Source organism: Sphingobacterium phlebotomi (assembly GCF_008180195.1).
Lineage (GTDB): Bacteria > Bacteroidota > Bacteroidia > Sphingobacteriales > Sphingobacteriaceae > Sphingobacterium > Sphingobacterium phlebotomi.
This window is the reverse complement of record NZ_VTAV01000003.1, coordinates 345,164-364,468: the sequence shown is the minus strand read 5'-3', so window position 1 is coordinate 364,468 and position 19,305 is coordinate 345,164. Positions and strand designations below refer to the sequence as shown.

Annotated in this window: 12 protein-coding genes; 5 read left to right on the top strand and 7 right to left on the bottom strand. The window is 43.5% G+C overall.

From position 1 onward, the window contains the following. Positions 1-13: 13 nt before the first annotated feature. From FXV77_RS07805 to nagA, 7 genes are all read right to left on the bottom strand, one after another. Positions 14-1,546: a SusD/RagB family nutrient-binding outer membrane lipoprotein gene (locus FXV77_RS07805; protein ID WP_148918654.1), complete on the bottom strand. Its 1,533-nt coding sequence runs from the start codon at positions 1,544-1,546 to the stop codon at positions 14-16. Between the two features lie 11 nt (positions 1,547-1,557). After that, positions 1,558-4,620 carry a SusC/RagA family TonB-linked outer membrane protein gene (locus FXV77_RS07800; RefSeq protein ID WP_148918653.1) on the bottom strand — a complete coding sequence of 1,021 codons (3,063 nt, stop codon included), beginning with the start codon at positions 4,618-4,620 and terminating at the stop codon, positions 1,558-1,560. A gap of 219 nt (positions 4,621-4,839) precedes the next feature. Continuing rightward, complete coding sequence (locus FXV77_RS07795) at positions 4,840-6,603, bottom strand: RagB/SusD family nutrient uptake outer membrane protein (protein WP_148918652.1); 1,764 nt, start codon at positions 6,601-6,603, stop codon at positions 4,840-4,842. A 2-nt stretch (positions 6,604-6,605) separates the two neighbouring features. Continuing rightward, a complete protein-coding gene (locus FXV77_RS07790; protein ID WP_148918651.1) occupies positions 6,606-9,929 on the bottom strand; it encodes a SusC/RagA family TonB-linked outer membrane protein in 3,324 nt (1,107 codons plus the stop codon). Positions 9,930-9,986: 57 nt separating this feature from the next. Next, positions 9,987-11,213 (bottom strand): exo-beta-N-acetylmuramidase NamZ family protein, encoded by a 1,227-nt coding sequence (locus FXV77_RS07785; RefSeq protein WP_148918650.1) that lies wholly within the window; start codon positions 11,211-11,213, stop codon positions 9,987-9,989. A 120-nt stretch (positions 11,214-11,333) separates the two neighbouring features. After that, the gene (locus FXV77_RS07780; protein ID WP_148918649.1) at positions 11,334-13,004 is read right to left on the bottom strand and encodes a glycoside hydrolase family 10 protein; all 1,671 of its coding nucleotides are present in this window, start codon (positions 13,002-13,004) and stop codon (positions 11,334-11,336) included. 124 nt (positions 13,005-13,128) lie between these two features. Continuing rightward, positions 13,129-14,247, bottom strand: coding sequence for an N-acetylglucosamine-6-phosphate deacetylase (gene nagA, locus FXV77_RS07775; RefSeq protein WP_148918648.1), 1,119 nt, complete (start codon positions 14,245-14,247; stop codon positions 13,129-13,131). Positions 14,248-14,511: 264 nt separating this feature from the next. Between nagA and FXV77_RS07770 the strand changes: the two genes are divergently transcribed. The 5 genes from FXV77_RS07770 (at position 14,512) to recG (ending at position 19,302) form a co-directional block, all read left to right on the top strand. Beyond that, entirely contained in the window at positions 14,512-14,898 is a 387-nt protein-coding gene (locus FXV77_RS07770; protein ID WP_148918647.1) for a RidA family protein, read from the top strand. A 3-nt stretch (positions 14,899-14,901) separates the two neighbouring features. After that, a complete protein-coding gene (locus FXV77_RS07765) occupies positions 14,902-15,828 on the top strand; it encodes an EamA family transporter (protein ID WP_246162345.1) in 927 nt (308 codons plus the stop codon). 86 nt (positions 15,829-15,914) lie between these two features. Beyond that, the gene (locus FXV77_RS07760) at positions 15,915-16,634 is read left to right on the top strand and encodes a hypothetical protein (protein WP_148918646.1); all 720 of its coding nucleotides are present in this window, start codon (positions 15,915-15,917) and stop codon (positions 16,632-16,634) included. Between the two features lie 122 nt (positions 16,635-16,756). Continuing rightward, positions 16,757-17,158: a hypothetical protein gene (locus tag FXV77_RS07755; RefSeq protein ID WP_148918645.1), complete on the top strand. Its 402-nt coding sequence runs from the start codon at positions 16,757-16,759 to the stop codon at positions 17,156-17,158. 38 nt (positions 17,159-17,196) lie between these two features. Further along, the gene (gene recG, locus FXV77_RS07750) at positions 17,197-19,302 is read left to right on the top strand and encodes an ATP-dependent DNA helicase RecG (protein WP_148918644.1); all 2,106 of its coding nucleotides are present in this window, start codon (positions 17,197-17,199) and stop codon (positions 19,300-19,302) included. Positions 19,303-19,305: the final 3 nt, after the last annotated feature.

Below are 19,305 nucleotides of genomic sequence, written 5' to 3'. Positions count from 1 at the left end.
AAAATTACTTTCATTAGTTACCTGCCAATGTAGATTTCTCGACCCACCAAAGCGGCGTAAAAACCCAATCTCTCTTATCGGCCCCTAAACGGGAAATTTCTTTCGGATTATAGATATACTCTGTTTGGGGGTCATACACAAATCTTTGGATATACCGCCCGCCCCATTCTGCTAACGCGAAACGAGGATAATAAAGATCGGGGTATGCATCCACGCTATAATGGTAACGTCTGATATCCACCCAGCTTTCCGCTTGTAGATAAAGTGCGATCCATTTCTGCATCATAATATCTGATATTTTCAAGTTTTCTGCCGTTTGTGCTAATTTCGAAGATCCTAAGAAATTAATAATCTGCCCCTCTTCTATCCCCAAGCGTCTTAGATTCGTTTCCACCCCTTGTTTATAGGCCGTTAAAGCGCCTTGGTTATCATTTAGATAATACAGGGCTTCTGCCTTGATAAAATACAATTCTTCCTCGATCATATAAGGATAGGCAGAGCTATCGGCCGTCCAATATCCATTATATAAATTAGCAAAATCTTGATAGGTTGTCCCCGATGGCAGCGCATTATCCCGCAAACCTTCAGACATTTTTGCGCCAAGGTATTTATTATTTGTCCCGGGCGTTGTAAGCTTATAGAGTCTCGGGTCATAGAGACCGGCGTCCTCATCAATGGTCAACGTTTTCATTAATACATCTGTCGGTAAGGAATTTAGTAAATCGTTACGAATATCCGCAAACTGCCACTCGGGGTTGGGTCGGCTTTCTCCCCATAAATTCTTTTCCCAATTGGATGTACTGGTGCCGGGATAACGAAATACTGCATCTTCAAAATCAGTCAACGTTGCATTGATCAGTGTCACCAACTCTTGATAGCCGTTCGTAAAATTAGCCGTATGCAATTTCATTCTCGCCCGTACAGCATTTGCCAGCGCTATCCATTTCCGGTAATCGCCTTGATAGATCAAATCAGCATTAGCGTTCATGGAACTTGCTGAGGAACTAACATTTTGAAGCTCTTCAATACCTTCGTCCAACAATCGCTCTACACCAGCATAAATCTCCTCCTGTGTGTTGTATAATGGATTAAAAGATCCCGAGTAAGCCTCATCAAATGGCATATCGCCGAAAACGTCAGTAGCAGATAAGAAACTTAATGCCAACATAATCTTCCCAACTCCAATATAATTGTTATCACCGTCTTCTTCTGCTCTCAATAGCATACCGGCTGGTCCGGAAATATTGGAACCAACATCAAAATAATGCCATCTCCAAGCCCCCATACGCGTGATATTATTATAGTTCCAAGTATCTGTCTGCGCGTTGCTATTCCCTGTTCTAGTCGTTACATAGTAGCTGTGATACGCAGCAAACCGGGCCTGCGCATATAACGAATAAGCTAGATTGGCTTGAATAGCAGGTAAGCGTAGGCTGGATGGGACCGTCACGGGTTGAACCGGATTATAATTTAAATCCAACTTGTTACAAGCCGAAAGCGCTACTATACCCAATATGATTGAAAAACCTTTAACGAATATTTTCATGACTTTTTAATTTAGAGTCCAATATTTAAACCAAAAGAGAACGATCTCGGCAACGGAATAGCACCGTTGTCAACACCCATTGTACTTGCTCCGGAGCCTCCGGCATTCGGACCAGCACTATTCACTTCAGGATCTCCTCCGGAATAATTCGTGATGACGAATGGATTTTGTGCCGACAATTCCAAACCTAACCTCTTTACACCCAATCTTGAAGAAAGACTCTTCGGGATCGTATATCCAAGCGTGATATAACGCACACGGGCCCAGTTTATTTTTTCGACAAAGTTTGTTCCCACTTGATAATAGTTATTTGCAAAGAAGCTGTAATTCAATACCACGGGTTGTTCATTTCTGACATATGAGCCGTCTTCTTGCGCGACAACACCATTAAACACAAATTCTTTATCCCGCCATTGCCCCACGTCATAACCGGTACCAACTGACATCATACGTTGACGCGACGCGTTGAGAATATCCCCTCCGAATCGAAAATCCCACATAAACGACAAGTCAAATCCTTTGTAACTGAATCTATTCAACCATCCAATATTAAATTCCGGTTCTCGGTTCCCTATTGACTTTTCAATGTCATCAATAAGAGGGTATCCGTCGTTACCTATGATAACATACCCTTCTTCAGTACGCTGATAGTCTCGGCCGACTATTCCTAGCACATGTTCATCCAATGTGGTCGCAGCAGATCCCGCATTTAATTGGGCATTCGTATATTTGAAGGTCTGGATATCCCCTGCAAACTCCATCATCTTAGAGATATTTTTCCAGGCGTTCACCGTTGTGCTCCAAGTAAAATTTTCATTTCTAAAAGGAATGACATTGATTGACGCCTCATAGCCTTTATTCCATAACGATCCGGCATTAAACGTCATAATTACATATCCGGAAGGTAATGGAACTCTCGGTGTCATAATCATATCGATACTTTCCCGCTTATAATACGTTAAGTCAACATTCAACCGGCGATTAAAGAATCCGAGTTCTGTCCCCACCTCAAATTCCGACGTGCGCTCAGGACGCAAATCGGGATTTCCACCTGTCGCATCCACCACAAATCCACCGCCGACAGTAGTAACTTGCCTAAGGTTTGTATTCGTTCTAAAAATTGGCGCATCCTTCCCTACTTTAGCGTAACTCATACGCAATTTACCATACCACATATCAGGATTTATGAGTTCCGAAAACGTAAAGCTGCCCGAATAAGATGGCGAATAGAACTGTCGATGTTGTGGAGACAATGTTGATGTCCAATCATTTCGACCAGTTATACCCAACGTTAACATATTTTTGTATGATAAGCTTAGATCACCGTAAACAGCATAACGTTGACGTGAAGCTAGATTATCCGTAAGAATTTTGTTATTTGGATCAACTACGTTAGGCGAAAAGATATCTGGCACCAACAAATTTTCCGCTGAATATGCCAAACCATCCGACACATAATAATCACTGTTGGCGCCGAGAATCAGAGAAACTTCAAAATCATCATAAAACTGACGCTGTATAGTCGCATTAAAGGTAGAAGTAACGTATTTCGAATTAGCATTAGACTCCGTCACTCTTCCTTGGAAGACGTTTGCTGCCCCGGGTGTCCCAGGGGTCGTGACTGTTCTGTATTTAGAGGCTGTATAATCCTGTCCTAAACGATAGTTTAACGTTAACCAATCTAACGGCTTATAATCGATACTACCGTTCAAAATAAACCTATCTACGTTGTTATTTCTAGGATTTCGCATTACGCCCCACATCGGAGAGATTCGTGCATCTCTACCATCATCTTCGGGTTCCTTATAAGCATACCACGGCTCTCCATTCGGTCTTTCATATTGTAAAATGTCATAACGTAACGGATAGGTCAAGATACTGTTAATCCATCCGCCAGCACTTGCTCCACCCAATCCCTCTTGAATATTATTCTGTACGTAATTAGCAGAAGCCGTAACACTGATTTTGTCACTTAACTTCGCTGTTCCTTTCATTAAGAAATTTATTTTATCCTGATGTGTATTCGGCACCATCGATCCTGCCTTTCTATATCCACCAGACATATAATATTGTAGATTCTCAGAACCGCCGTTGATATTTATGCCAGCATCGTGTGTTAATGCGGTCTGAAAAAATCTTTCGATGTTGTTATAGATAGGCTCATCATATCTAAATTTTCTACCCCACGAAGATCCAGAAGATTCGTCATACGTACCGCCAGTGCCTGTAGTATAAATTTGTTGCTGACGAGGTAATCTGCCCATCGTTTCTACAAAAGCTCTGTAAGTACCGCCAATCTGCATAACACCGGCCTTCCCTTTTTTAGTGGTAATAATAACAGCACCGGAAGCCGCATCAATCCCATACAACGCGGCGGCTGCAGCACCCTTTAAGATAGAAATATCTTCGATATCTTCAGGGTTTATATCTGCGATACGATTAACTGTTCCATTTGAAGAGGAATTGTTTACGCGAATACCATCGACAATCATTAGAGGCTGATTATCGCCTGTTAAAGTCGTCGATCCGCGAAGAATAATCTCGGTAGGCAGTCCAGGAGAACCTCCTGACGAAGAAATCTGGGCACCTGCAACCTGTCCCTGCAGAGCGTTAAGAATATTTCCTTGATTTGCAGCCCTCAAATCGTCTCCAGAGACTTGTTGAACTGAATAGGTAAGGTTTTTCTTGCTTCTCTCGATACCCAACGCTGTTACGACCACCTCTTCTATCGCACCATCATCAGGCAGAAGTGTAACCAGAACAGTAGCCGATTCGATTTTCACTTCTTGAGTCACATAGCCGATATACGTGATTCTTAGGACATCGCCAACTTTGGCTCTTATAGAAAAGTTTCCATCTACGTCTGTTGCTGCCGAAACAGTCGTTCCAATTACCGCAATAGTAGCTCCTGCTATCGACCCATCAGCACTTGTGACCCTTCCCTTAACGATGTCTTGAACGACATTGTCCGATAGCAAAGGAGTCTCTCTCCCAGCCGGAAGCCCTTCCCCCGCAACAGTTCCCGTCGTCGCAATCAACCCTAAAGCAACAGAAAATAATAACGATTTTCGCATAGCTAGTTAGTTAGTTTATTTTAATAATGATTACTTCATAAAAGGTTTGCTTCTTGCGTATTTTATCATAATTTAAGCAAGAAACGCTAAAACCTGCACTAATATAAACAAAAACACAAAACAAACAAACTTTTTTGCTCTTTTTTTAAGTGATTTTGTCAAAACAAAAAAAAACACGCACAAAGGCGTGTTTTTTTTATCTAATACAAAATGCAATAGCTATTTTCTTGGCCAACCGAAGTTTTGTTCCAACTCCACGCCGTTACTTTCATAAAGTGAAATCTGGTCCAGCGGAATCGGATCGAGGTAAAACTTTTCCTCCACCGTCCTCTTAATAGAGGCTGACGGTATGATATACCCCTCATTTGTACCATCTATCGTGATACCATTCAACTGTTCAGGCGTATAATTTGCTTTTACAATATAAGCTCCTCTATTGTTCGTTGGATTTCTATCGGTATCGGCGTATTCCAGCTTTCTCCACCGCCGTAAATCGTTCAGCCGAAGTCCTTCGAACATGAGCTCGGATCGACGTTCACGTCTTATCTCCCAAAGAAGGCTAGGAACACTCGGGTCGCGGGCGGGATCGTCATACGGCGCCCCATTTACGGCAGGACGGCCACCTGATAACTCTAAACGCGGCAGGCCCACTCCGGTTCTATTTCGAAGAACATTGATGGTTTTGTCCAGATCGTCTTGTGTTAGCACCCCTAGTTCTGCCGCAGCCTCGACATAGTTCATAAGCACTTCGCCATAGCGGATAATCGGTGCGTCGGTAATATTCAAGGAACCGGTTCCCACGGTTTCATTCCGGAGGCTTACGTTCAGAAATTTCTGTACGGCGTATCCTGAAAGGGCAAAGTTGCTCCTCACATTCATCATGCGGAGTTCCGGTGCGATGGTTTGCACTAAGCGTCCGTCACGATCACGCAGTGCATTGGCTACCGTCCGGTCATTTTCGTAACGCGACGACAAACCGATAGGCAGTCCGTCTGACAATAGATAGCTATCTAGTGCATTTTTTGACATTCCGGCCTGCGGTTCCAGGTTGTTGTACGACATCGCACTATGCGACAAAATGCCTTCTGCATATTCTTTAAACAGGATAACTTCGGAGTTTCCTTTAAGTGACTCCGAAGCAAACAAATCGCGATAATTATTAGAAACCGAGAAAGCACCACTCGTGATCACCTGCTCAGCGGCCCATTTTGCTGCCTCGAGATATTCCGTTGCTTTCGCTTCGTCTATACCATGGTATTTCAACCAGGTTCCTTCAAATAGAAATACCCGGGACATATAGGCCAACACCACATATTTGTTGATGGCTTGTTGCGCTGGTCCATCGCTGGCACGTACATGTTCGGCGGCAAACCTGAAATCTTCCAACACCTTGTCCATGACATAAACGCGCGAGTCACGTGGACGATATAAGTCGGGGTCGTCCTCCGTTAACACGTGGTCAATATAGGGCACATCACCGAAAGCATTGACAAAATTTGCATATTCTAAACCGCGGAAGAATCGCCCGACACCCAGCCAGTGGTTCTGAACTTCTTCAGCGAGCTCTGCAATCGGCACACTATTAATAAAGTGATTGGCTTTGCGTATACGGGAGTAATAAGAGGTTACGCCCGTGGGGATCTGGTTTGCAGGTAAAACTGGCGACCAGCCTCCTCCCGAGGTGGGCACGTTGATCACAAACTCGTCCACAACGATTTCATTCGGGCTTATCGGTATAAAATCATCGTTGATAAACTGCCCGTCGTATAACGCTCCCCTACCAAAACCACTGCCATATCCTTTGAAATAAGAGTTATAAAAACCAAAGGTATAGGTTCGGATGTTGTTTTCGGATGACCAGAATGCTGGGTCCGTCAATTGATCTAGCGGATCTTTTGTCAAAAAATCATCGCCCAAAAAATCTTTAGAGCAGGATGTCATCGATAAAATACCTGCTATGGCTATATATTTAAGTAGTTTCATCTCTAAAAAGTTAATTGAAGCCCTAATGAAAATGTTCTGCGGTACGGGTAGACGCGACCGAATGTATTTAGATCATCACCTGATCGTCCAAAAGCATTGGAATCATCCCTTCCTGCCACGGTGTAATCTATTTCTGGATCGACCGGAACGTCTAAATTATCAAATTCCAACAGGTTTTCGCCCGAGAAGAATACCCGTAGCTTCGAAATTTTTGCCTTATCCATCACCGATGAAGGTAACGTATACCCAAATGTTAGATTTTTCAACCGTAGGTAAGACATATCCATAAGGTACCTCGTTTGCGGCATATGGTTAAGGGTTGTATTACTCTGATTCTGATTGGTTGGTCTATAATAAAAAGCACCGGTATTCTCTGGCGTCCAATAATCCATTTGGTGTGCGTACCAAGCCTCCGCCGGTCTCCATCCGGGCACGACAAAATCTCCTCCTGCCCAAATGTCGCGTGAGCCGACTCCTTGCAGGAAGAAGCCTAAATCAAATCCCTTATAGTCGAAATCTGCGCGGAAACCATATTGATACCTTGGATTGGAATTACCGATGATTCTTCGATCACCTGGATTTTGTACCGTCCCGTCTCCTATACCAATTACGCCGTCACCATCCAAGTCTTTGTATTTCACATCACCAGGGCCGAATTTAAACGTTGCCGTTTCGTAATAGGCTTGTGAGGGTATCCCGTCTCGCAAGGTATAACTTCCATCTGGGTTAGCCGTGAAGTCGTCCAACTGGAAAAGTCGATCTGTTTCGTAACCCCAAATTTCACCGATAAGTTTACCTTCGTAGTTGGTGGAGGTACCATTGACATTTACCTGAGCCTGTCCATCGAACTTGGTAATCGTTTCTTTGAAATCGGACAATTGCCCCGCCAGCCGCATATTCAAGCCGTTACTAAAGCTGTGGTTATAGGCTAGTTCCAATTCCCAACCGTTGGTCTGCATTTCCCCAAAGTTACGCAATGGAGAAAGAGCTCCAAAGCTTGATGGTAGCACCACACCGCCGGTAATCAGATCAGATACCGTCCTTCTGAAACGGTTGAACGTCACGTTAAATTTATTCTGGAAAAATGCCGCATCGACCCCAATCTCTTGTGTGGTCACTGTTTCCCATGTTAAATTTTGGGATACAATAGTCGGTGTGGCCATCGTATTCTGGTTCACCCCGTCGACCAACCAGCCCGTTGCGGCCTGGCTCAACGTAGAGAGGTATAATCCCGGTGGCACGGTCTGATTCCCAACACTACCCCAGGAAGCTCTTACTTTTAAGAAATCCAGGTAGGGTTTAGACCAATCCATAAACTCTTCTTGAGAAAGCACGTATCCGGCAGACATCGCCGGGAAAAAGCCCCAAACGTTTTCTTTATTGAATCGAGAGGAACCATCATACCGAGCCAGTACTTCGAAAAGGTATTTATTTTGGTAATCATAGTTAATACGCCCGAAAAAGCCGAGTGTGGACCAATGCGATGCACCCGAACTTGCTGTCTGATCGCCCGTTGCCAAACCTAGTTGTGGATAATTCTGATCCAACAGTCCTAGTCGTTGTCCCCAAACGTTGTCCGATTCGGCTAGCTCGGCATTCGCCCCAGCCATAAACTTAAAGTTGTGTGCGTCGTTAAAGCTTTTATCGTAGGTCGCGTACATATTCGCGACATGTCGCGTACTGATGCTACGGTCTTTTCTGGCTCGGTCGTGCGTCGCACCCGTATACGTTACGTAATCAAAATCTGTTTTGTTCCAAAAGTCCCAGCCCGTTACGCTACCACCATTGGTATCAAACCGATTGAGATACTGCGAATAGGTATAGTCGGCATCCAAGGTCAAGCCCTCCATGATGGTTGCTTGCCCTCCAAAGGACATACGGGTCATGTTCAGCGTTCTGACATTCATATTTGCTTGTTGCACGTCAGTAATTGTATTGCGCATGGGCAATCCGTCGATCGTTCCGTAAGGGAAATTTCTTGGCCAACGATACATGTAAAATATGGGCTCGTACACGTCGCCATTAAAGGAATAAGGCTTACTCGCATCCGAAGCCGAATACAAAACTTTCGCAAAACCTGTGAGCCAGTCATTTAGATCGGCATTTATGCCGAGATTAAAATTATATCGGTTGTATTTATCGGGGTTTTCTCTCAATATACCCGTTTGGGAGACCAATCCAAATCCCGCGTTGTAATTTACTTTATCCGATCCGCCGGTAATACTCAGGTTATGGTTTTGTTGCGGTGTAAAGTCGCGCATAAACATACTTTCTGCATCCCATGGCCGGTGGAAATAAAGAAATCCGTCTTTCACTTCCCAATCTCGTCCTTCCACCATCTCCAAACCTAGATTTTGCCCTCCGTATAGGCGTTCCCACTCTTCCATTTTCTCGATGGCGTAGTCATCGTAACGGGTGCCTAAATTGTTATAGCCCGTTAGCGAGGGGTTCGTCCGCTGTTGCGCGAGCAACCCTGCTCTCGCCCCTTCTGCACCTCCCGCAATAACAGGTGTTGTTGTCGGTTTCTGAAGGGCTATGTTATTGGAATAGTTGATGGATGTCTTTGTATTTCTTTTTCCAGATTTCGTTTTGATCAAGACAACACCCCATGCCGCTCTTGATCCATAAATGGCGGCCGAGGCATCTTTGACGACCGACATGGTTTCAATATCCGTAGGGTTGATCATGGACAGACTCGGTACTTCTACCCCATCCACCAGTATCAATGGCGACGCGCCGCCCTGTGTCTGCAACGATCCGCTGACACCGCGTAACCGAATAGTCGGGTCGCCTCCCAAATCTCCGCTTGGCGTCGAAACGGATAAACCGGAGACAGCCCCCTGTAAAGCCCGCCCCACATCAGTAATCGGGCGCGTTTCAAATGTTTTCTCGGTATCCACGGTGGACACAGCTCCGGTAATATTCGAACGTCGCTGCGAGCCGTATCCTACGACGACCACTTCGTCCAATGTCGTGTCTTCGGCTTCCAAATTCACATCCAGTGTATTACCAGAAACGACAACATCTTGGGAATGATAGCCCAGATACGTAAACCGTAATGTTGCGCCGACCGGCGCTTGGATGGAATAGCCCCCCTCTGCATCGGTACTGGTGGAAGTTGTTCCACCAACCACAGCCACCGTTACACCGGCAAGAGGGCCCTCTGCCCCAGTCACACGACCGGTAACCGCATTTTGGATGTTGATATCGGAAACGGATACCGGAGGTTTACCCTCGCCGATAGGATACCCTGCCCCATAGGCCAACGGACCAAACGATACCGTTGTTAGCACAAATGCAACAGAAAATAGTAAAGATTTTCGCATAGCAAGTTAGTTTATAGTATATAAAACACGCACAAAGGCGTGTTTTTGTTTTATTATTTATTCAAAATCAGCGTACATCAGATATTTTGCCCGCATTTCCTTATAGGATTTTAAATCTTCTGCCCAACTGTCGCGAATTTCACTTTCCGTCTTACCGGCAAGAATTTGTTTCCGTAATTCATCGGTTCCGGCAAGTTTATCGAAAAACTCTGGACGCGCGAAAAACTGGCTTTTATCAGGCATTTTATTATAAAAATCCAACAAGTATTTCAAGGTAAATTTTTCATTGACGGCGTCTACATCCCGTAAATCAATTCCGTAACACAAATTATCTTGTTGTTCTACGTGTGCTGCCATTCCCGGCCGTGTACCCGGTGTAAAGGTAAATTCGCCGAATACCGGATCGGGATAGCCCACTACCTGGAAAGGCCAATCTGTACCCCGGCCTATACTGATATCCGTTCCTTCAAAAAGACAAAGCGACATGTATAATCTTACAGACGGATAATTTGGTAAGCTAGGTGATGGCACCACCGGTAGCTCATAAGGTGTGCTATGATCCCAGTTCTTTACGGGAATCACTTCCAAATCACAGGGTTTACCGCCATCCAACCAACCTTCTCCATTAATCATTTTTGCCAACTCGCCTACCGTCAACCCATGGATCATGGCAATTTTATGATAACTAATGTTCGCTTTAAATTTGTCGTCTTTTCGTACTGGGCCATCTACCTGATCTCCATTGGGATTTGGTCTATCTAGCACAATTACTTTTTTGCCCTGGTTTGCACAAAGCTGCATCACCCGATGCATAGAGGCTACATACGTATAAAACCGAGCACCTACATCCTGTAAATCGAAAATCATCACATCCACCGATCCTACGATAGAATCTGCCTTCGCATTTTCACCATACAACGTGTGCAGCGTAAGTCCCGTTTTTTTATCAACCGTATTATCTACCTTTTCCCCACGTTCGATATCCCCGCGAAATCCGTGCTCGGGTGCAAAGGCAAACTTCAAATCTACATTTTCCCGTAACAACACATCTACCAAATGTTCTTGCTCCTCTCCCACTACCGAAGTCTGGTTTCCCATGAGCCCCACTTTCTTTCCTTTTAACAAAGGCAAATAAGCAGAAAGTTGATCAGCAGCAGGGATTATCCTGTCCTTTTCTGAGGTCGTATCGATCTCTGCGCTTTTATCGCTGTTTTGCGTGTTTCCGCCAGCACATGCTGTGAAAGTTAGCGCAAAAAAGAGTAATACAGGGGCAAGTCTTTTCATATTTATGCGTTTTTGTTTCTATAACAAACATAAACAAGAAAAATTAAAACAAGAAAAAAGACGCTATTTTTTTTTATCGATAGCGTCTTTTTTAAAAGTCTTTTTAAATTTTATGAGGGTCTATAATACCTTTTTAGCTATATAATCGCTTTCATTACTTAGCCGATCAATGGCTTTTACAGCGATGGTTTTCAACGGTTTCCCATTCTTAACTTTCGGAAAACTCTTCTCTGTTTGCTGACCGTCTACTATCTCATATTCCCATATATCCCCGTATTGTGCATAAACAACCCACTGAAAGACTTCATTGGGTTGTTTATGAAGCCACTTCGCAAATATGCTGCTGGTTTCTTCTGTCAATAACAAACTTGGCGTCAGTAGTGGATTAGCACCAAGCCACGGTGATCTCGGAATCAGGGCCTGTCGGTTATAAGGCCCGGATTTCACCGCCTGCACCATGCCTGGGCTTTTCGTCAATCCGGCAATACTCCAATGTATAGCACCCACACTGTTAGGGATCAGTTTGCGGGTTTCCTCAAGCTGTCTCACAATTTCCTGTGGTCTGTTTGGAGCTCTTACTTCCACCGTATTTAACCCGGGCCAAAGGTGCCGCTTATGTGTATTTTCCGATTCCCACCATCGCAAAAGAGACGTAAAGCTTTGCCTCGGGGGATCAATAGGCCAGTATAATTGTGGTGCAAAATAATCTATCCATCCTTTATTTAACCACAGTTTGGCATCTGCATACAGCTCGTCATATTGGGAAGAACCTGTTACACCGGAAGGATAGCCCGGCTTCCATATCCCAAATGGACTCAGGCCAAACTTTACAAAATTCTTTTCGGCTTTTATTTCCTTATACACGCGTTCTATAAAACGGTTCACGTTATCCCTGCGCCAGTCTGCCCGCGCCAATGTTCCTCCTGATTTGCGATAGACATTCCACGAAGCATCATCAGGAAAATCCGCACCTCCGTTGTAACTCGCATAAGGATAAAAATAGTCATCAAAATGAACACCGTCTATATCGTACCGCTTCACAATGTCCAGCACCACTCTCGCCGCATGATCTTGCGTTTTGGGATTTGCCGGATCAAACCAGTACATGCCATTTTTGAGCCGAACGACCATATCGGATCCCTTGCGTACCATAGATTCGCTGGTTACCGCTCCACCCGTGGAATGGTGCGCACGATAGGGATTCAGCCATACGTGAAGTTCCAATCCGCGTTTATGCGCCTCTTCCACCCAGAAAGTCAGCGGATCATAGTAGGGGTTTGGACGTTTACCAATTTCCCCTGTCAAAAAATAGGACCATGGTTCATGCGGACTATCATACAACGCATCTGCAGAGGGTCTGACTTGAAATATCACCGCATTAAAATTGTTCTCTTTTAACAAATCCAACAACTGTATGGCTTCTCGTTTTTGCGCTTCTGTCGAGTAATTTCCCTTCGTTGGCCAATTTATATTGGCGACTGTTGCGACCCAAGCTCCTCTAAATTCTCTATCTATCTCTGGTAAATCAACCCGCAAAGGAACTTCCACTACGGGTTTCTTTTCTTCGACGACAGGCTTTGCTGCTGGAATAGGTTTCGCATCTACCGGAACAGCAGCTGCTTCGGCTTTTTTTGCCGCCTTCGCCTCATTACTTTCCGCAACCACTATTTCTACCGCCGGCGACTTCAATTCCTTCGCAGCTCTTTTGTTCTTACGGGAAGCACAAGAAAACAACACCGTAGATAAAATCAATGCGACTATTGCTGTATTTTTTATCGGTCTCCATTTCATATGTAAATCATCTTTATTTTAAAGGCCATATGGAATATCCAGATTATTCTATTCGTATTTGTGCTTTACAACCCGTGGATATTTCATAGGGTACAAAACTAATGTTTTTATTCATATGCAAATGTTAAACCACAACCTTTTCACCTTTGAAATACACAGCATGCACATTAAAGTCAGCATCAAAAACCAAAACGTTTGCTAATGACCCTGCGTCAAGATTGCCTATATCGGATCGTCCTATTAGATTTGCGGGATAGCAAGTCGCCATACGGATAGCTTCTTCCAAGGGTATATCAACGTACTTCACACAGTTTTGTATAGCTGTAATTAACGAAAGTGCAGACCCACTAAGTGTTCCGTCGGGTAAGGTATAATGATCGTCCTTAAGAACGTGTTGATAAATACCTTTATCGCATGCTGCTACCGCATCTGTAATCAAGAACAAACGTCTACCCATCAATTCTTTGGCAATCTTAACTGCCTGAAAATCCACGTGTATCCCATCTACGATAATGGATGCAGAAACTTCTGGATGTCGAAACACAGCCCCGGGGAGTCCAATGTCACGATGATGAAAGGGCGACATCGCATTCCAAAGATGGGTGGCCGCTTTTATGCCTTTATCGAAGCCCTGCATGCCCTGTTCAAAGCTGGCCGCGCTATGCCCTGCACTAAGCAGTATCGAACGTTGCAAAAGCAAGTCCATGCTCTCCGCATCGACTTGTTCGGGAGCAATTGTTATCATTTTAACGGCGTCCTGATCTGCATCCAGCAAATCCGTTATTAACTCGACGGATGGCGATACAATGAGCTCAGCAGGATGCGCGCCTCTTTTTATAGGATTGAGAAACGGTCCTTCCAGATGTAACCCTATGGCTGATTGAGGTTGGTAGTTACTAAATATACGGATCGCCTCTTTAAATACCGCTATTGTATTCGTTGCTAAAGTCAACACAAAAGAAGTACATCCCTGTGCTAGCAGCCTACGCTCAATCCGAGCGATGCTCTCCATGGTCAATTCGGCTGAAAAAAGGTCATCGCCGGCACCATATACCTGCAAGTCAACAAGTCCTGGAGAGATATTCGCTCCCTCGACATCAATTCGCTCTGCTTCTGTAGGAACAGCGGATGTAGGGCATATTCCGATGATCTTCTCTCCTTGTATAACGAGGGCATGATCCACAAAACTATCGTTCCCATTAAAAATGTGTCCGTTCACTAACGCGATTTTCCTTGCTTCCATTTGAATATTTTTATTCTTTGAAATTACCAGTATATAAACCTACAGAAATTATGAAAGAGATTGATACGCTTGTTTTTGATTTTTTAGATTTTCCATTGTAAATTAGCGTAATGAAAACACATGAAACCCAACCGGAGCTTTCCAAATCCTCCCGATTTAACAGAAAAGCCATGCGGATAATGAATATCACAGCGATCATGATATTTATTATTGAGGTTATTTATCTTGTGTTTTTCCGTAATTAACACATAAGCAACATAAATCATGTCACACAAACAAATATTGAATACCGGAAATGCGCCGGCAGCAATCGGACCTTATAACCAAGCGATCCAAGCAGGAAATACATTATATGTTTCCGGGCAAATCCCTTTGATTCCCGAAACGATGGAATTAATTACTAGTGGCGTAGCAGATGAAACCCATCAGGTTTTAAAAAATGTGCAGGCGATCTTAACACATGCTGGGTATACGCTAAACGATGTTGTAAAAGCTAGCATTTTCATTTCGAATATGGACGACTTCGCTACCATCAACGAGGTGTATGCACAATATTTCACAGAGAATCAGCCTGCACGTGAAACTGTAGCCGTCAAGACACTTCCGAAAAACGTTAATGTAGAAATATCCGTTATTGCCTGGAAAGCTTAGTGCGTGGAACAACAACCGCAGAAAACAGAAAGTCGCAGGAATTATTTTCTTGCGGCTTTTTTGGCTCCCTTAATATGGGGATTTATGGCTATTCCGGTACGATGGGTAAAGGAATATCCGGCAGAAGATATTCTATACTATCGCATTCTGATTGCGCTCATCGTACTATGGTTATTTATTTTTCTATTCCGATTCGAGTTTTTAAAACGAGATATAGCAGTCTTTAAACAGTTACCACGCTATCGGCAAAACCAAACCATTGGGCTCACCGTATTAGCTTCTGTGCTGATTTTTGGTAATTGGTTTACTTACATCTATGCCGTTAATCACATCAGCGTACAATCTGCGGCGTTTGCATATCTCATTTGCCCACTTATTACCTCCATAGCAGCCTTTTTCATCCTTAAAGAACAATTAAGCCCCTTAAAGAGAGTTGCTCTCGGTATTGCACTGATCAGTGCAGTCACATTAGCGTCCGGTTCGTTTATAGATGTGCTCTGGTCAATAAGCATTGCTTCTTTATATGCCCTCTATTTAATAATTCAACGTGCATCGCAGGGGTTCGACAAGCTGAATACACTAGTCTTTCAACTAACACTTTGTGCTTTGTTTGTTATTCCTAAGCTGTTTATTAATCAACATGCTGTTCCTAAGGAACCCTTTTTTTGGTTTAGTATACTAACAATAGCCGTTATTTTCACTATTATTCCGTTATTTTTCAGCATGTATGCGTTGACACGCATATCATCTTCCACTGCAGGTGTACTTCTCTATGTCAATCCATTAATTGGATTCACTTTAGCGATTGTCTATTTCCAAGAGCCTGTTGCGCCACATAAATATGTAGCCTATACTTTCATCTTATTTGCTATTGTTCTTTTTAATTGGGGCACGTTAAAAAAGTTTATAAAGGGCAAAAGTGGCCGGTAATTCAAACACAATGAATTCATTGTTCTGTGTAGCATTATATATTTTCTCTACGTTTATAGAGTTAACTTAACTAAATAATATAAACGATGAAAAGAATATTACTTTTTGTAGCACTATTCACCCTATTATTCAGTTGCAAAAAAGAAGAAAAAACAGTCGGAGAATGGTCCGATTTGGCAGCTGAAAAACGACAAGAAATCGACAATCTTATTGCCCATACTGCTTGTAATGATATCAGTGAATGGTCTGTCTTTACACACGGAGAACCATATAGCTGCGCTCCGACACATTTCCCTATGCATCCCTCCATAAAAGAGGAATTTGACAAGCTATGGGCAGACTATCTCTATTTCGACCGAGCACACACAAATGCGATGATAAAGCAAGGCGTTATCATTGATCCTTGTTGGAACGACATATGGTTCTATTATACACCGTTACGGATGGAATGCAAGGATAATAAGGCCTCTTTGGTTTTTATTAGTGACCTGGATGTGGAAGAAAGCTATGCAGAGATAGCAGAAATCTATCCCCGTATTGAAAAATATTTGTCTGAATTAACTTGTGAAAGCAATGAAGGCTGGACATACGCTATTTTGCTCAATAAAGATTGTGGTTATTCCTATATTCCAGTTAAGCAGACACACGCTCAGCCAGCTATACGAACCGATATTGAGTTGTACAATACCCATCGGGCTAATATTATCAATAAAGAAAAGCCAGACTGTAGTGAGCGCACCTATGAGGCTTTCGATGGTGTTGTCTGTGAAGACGGTAAACCTGTAGTGAAAACAAAAACAAATTAGGCTTGCTACGACAACAATCCGTTATGGTACAAAAATTTGTTTATTCGTTAACTAACAGCACACAACGTAGCATTTTATATAAAATGTACGTTCTTTTTTATATGTAATAAACTATATATGCCATGAAAAGATTTTTAATGTTATTGATGACGCTCGGAATTGTATATGCCTGTGAGAATTCAGAAATCGGTAACGACCAAGAGACCGACCGTAAAAAATTAGCCGATATGCGGCAAGAAATATTGGATCAGATAGACGCTATACCTTGCGAAAACGCAGAAGATTGGCGCCCCCAAGCGTTGGGAAGCAAAGCCTGTGGCGGTCCGCAGGAATACGTTCCTTATCCGGAGGCAGTTGATGAATCTGGCGAATTACTTGAGTTGATTGAAAAGTATACCCGACTGGAAGCAGAATATAATAAGAAATATGATGTTGCCTCAGACTGTATGTTCGTAACAGCTCCTACAGGGGTTCGCTGTGTGCACGGTAAACCCGAGCTATTTACGATGGCTCCCAACCCCTGATAATTAAACAATATTTCGTAAATTAGCCATTCTTAGGAATGGCTAATTTATCTGTAATAACCCCGATAGAATACCTAAAAGGTGTAGGTCCGCAAAAGGCGGATATGCTTAAAAAAGAGCTGCTGATTTTTACTATTGGGGATTTATTGTCCAATTACCCCTTTCGATACATCGATCGCACACAGTTTCACAAAATTCGTCAATTGCATCCCGATATGATCGGTGCGCAGGTTTTGGGACGTCTTATTTCCATGCAGGAAGTTGGAGAAAAAAGAGCAAGAAGGCTGGTTGGACAGTTCCGGGATGATACCGGAAGCATTGAGCTGGTCTGGTTTCAAAGCATCACCTGGCTTAAAAAAAGCTTGAAAGTTGGGTCTGCTTATATTATTTATGGTAAACCGGCTGAATTTAACGGTCAGATTTCCATTACACACCCCGAAATGGAATTGTTCCATGCACAGGAAAAGAAAATCGGTAACCTAACCATGCAGCCGGTATATTCCTCTACCGAAAAACTCAAAAAATTTAATCTGGATACCAGAGGCCTGCAGCGATTGCAACAGACAGCTTTAGAAACGGTTTTCAGTACACTGCAAGAACCTCTTCCTTCTTATTTACTGGAAAAGCATAAATTAATGGATTATCCAAAAGCGATGCTATCCATCCATTTTCCTCAAAATACGCAAGATTTAAATGCCGCCGTTTGGCGATTGAAATTCGAAGAATTGTTTTTTATTCAACTCCGATTATTACGCAACAAGCAGTTAAACACCCAAAAATATAAAGGGCACCGTTTTGACAAGGTAGGTGATAAATTCAACACATTTTTTAATGAGCGGCTTCCTTTCCCGTTAACCAATGCCCAAAAACGAGTCATTAAGGAAATTCGACTAGACACGAATACGGGAGCGCAAATGAACCGGCTTGTACAGGGAGATGTAGGATCGGGAAAAACCGTCGTGGCTTTGATGTCCATGCTCATAGCCATCGACAATGGTTACCAAGCTTGTATGATGGCACCGACCGAGATTCTGGCACAGCAACATTTTGCAGGAATCAGCGCGCTGCTCGGCGATGAGCTTTGTACGGTTAAGTTGTTAACGGGTTCAACGCCAATCAAGGAAAGACGATTGATACATCAACAATTAGAAGATGGGACGTTGGATATCCTCATCGGAACACATGCACTCATTGAAGATAAGGTAAAATTTAAAAACATCGGTTTCGTGGTTATTGACGAACAACACCGCTTTGGTGTAGAGCAGCGAGCAAAACTATGGCGTAAGAATATTGTGCCGCCGCACATGTTGGTCATGACGGCAACACCTATTCCCCGAACGTTGGCCATGACCATGTACGGCGACCTTGATATTTCCGTTATCGATGAGCTTCCCGCGGGACGTAAGCCTATAAAAACCGTACACTTCTACGAGAATCAACGTCTGCGGGTATTCGGCTTTATGCGTGAAGAGATTGCTAAAGGAAGACAAATTTATGTGGTGTACCCGTTAATTAAAGAAAGTGAAAAGATGGATTTGCTATATCTCGAAGCAGGTCTGGAGAATCTACAGCGAGAGTTTCCGTTACCACAGTATAAAATTAGTATTGTGCATGGTAAGATGCCGGTCAAGGATAAGGATTTTGAAATGCAACGCTTCGTAAAAGGTGAAACGCAAATTATGGTTGCCACGACCGTTATTGAGGTAGGTGTCAATGTGCCAAACGCCTCGGTGATGATCATCGAGAACGCGGAGCGCTTCGGACTATCGCAGTTGCATCAACTCCGCGGACGTGTAGGAAGGGGGGCAGAGCAATCTTTCTGTATCTTGCTGACAACGCATAAACTGAGCAAAGAAGGGAAGACCCGACTGGAAACCATGGTACGCACATCGGATGGCTTTGAGATTGCCGAGGTCGACTTGCAGCTCCGTGGACCTGGTGATATTTCCGGCACACAACAGTCTGGTGTGCTCGAAATGAAAATCGCTAATCTTGCCTCCGACCAAGCCATTCTAACGGAGGCGCGTCATAGCGTTATCGAGTTATTCAAGGAAGACCCATCACTTTCTTCGGATAAAAATACGCTGTTGGCACATTATCTTAATCAGCGATCGCCCGGTATTTCCTGGGATAAGATTTCTTGATAT

Bases quoted from the DNA above. Each gene is read 5' to 3' on its own strand.
- FXV77_RS07770 (WP_148918647.1), top strand. From the start codon at position 14,512: ATGTCACACAAACAAATATTGAATACCGGAAATGCGCCGGCAGCAATC.
- nagA (WP_148918648.1), bottom strand. From the start codon at position 14,247: ATGGAAGCAAGGAAAATCGCGTTAGTGAACGGACACATTTTTAATGGG.
- FXV77_RS07760 (WP_148918646.1), top strand. From the start codon at position 15,915: ATGAAAAGAATATTACTTTTTGTAGCACTATTCACCCTATTATTCAGT.
- FXV77_RS07795 (WP_148918652.1), bottom strand. From the start codon at position 6,603: ATGAAACTACTTAAATATATAGCCATAGCAGGTATTTTATCGATGACA.
- FXV77_RS07800 (WP_148918653.1), bottom strand. From the start codon at position 4,620: ATGCGAAAATCGTTATTATTTTCTGTTGCTTTAGGGTTGATTGCGACG.
- FXV77_RS07790 (WP_148918651.1), bottom strand. From the start codon at position 9,929: ATGCGAAAATCTTTACTATTTTCTGTTGCATTTGTGCTAACAACGGTA.
- FXV77_RS07780 (WP_148918649.1), bottom strand. From the start codon at position 13,004: ATGAAATGGAGACCGATAAAAAATACAGCAATAGTCGCATTGATTTTA.
- FXV77_RS07755 (WP_148918645.1), top strand. From the start codon at position 16,757: ATGAAAAGATTTTTAATGTTATTGATGACGCTCGGAATTGTATATGCC.
- FXV77_RS07805 (WP_148918654.1), bottom strand. From the start codon at position 1,546: ATGAAAATATTCGTTAAAGGTTTTTCAATCATATTGGGTATAGTAGCG.
- FXV77_RS07785 (WP_148918650.1), bottom strand. From the start codon at position 11,213: ATGAAAAGACTTGCCCCTGTATTACTCTTTTTTGCGCTAACTTTCACA.
- recG (WP_148918644.1), top strand. From the start codon at position 17,197: ATGGCTAATTTATCTGTAATAACCCCGATAGAATACCTAAAAGGTGTA.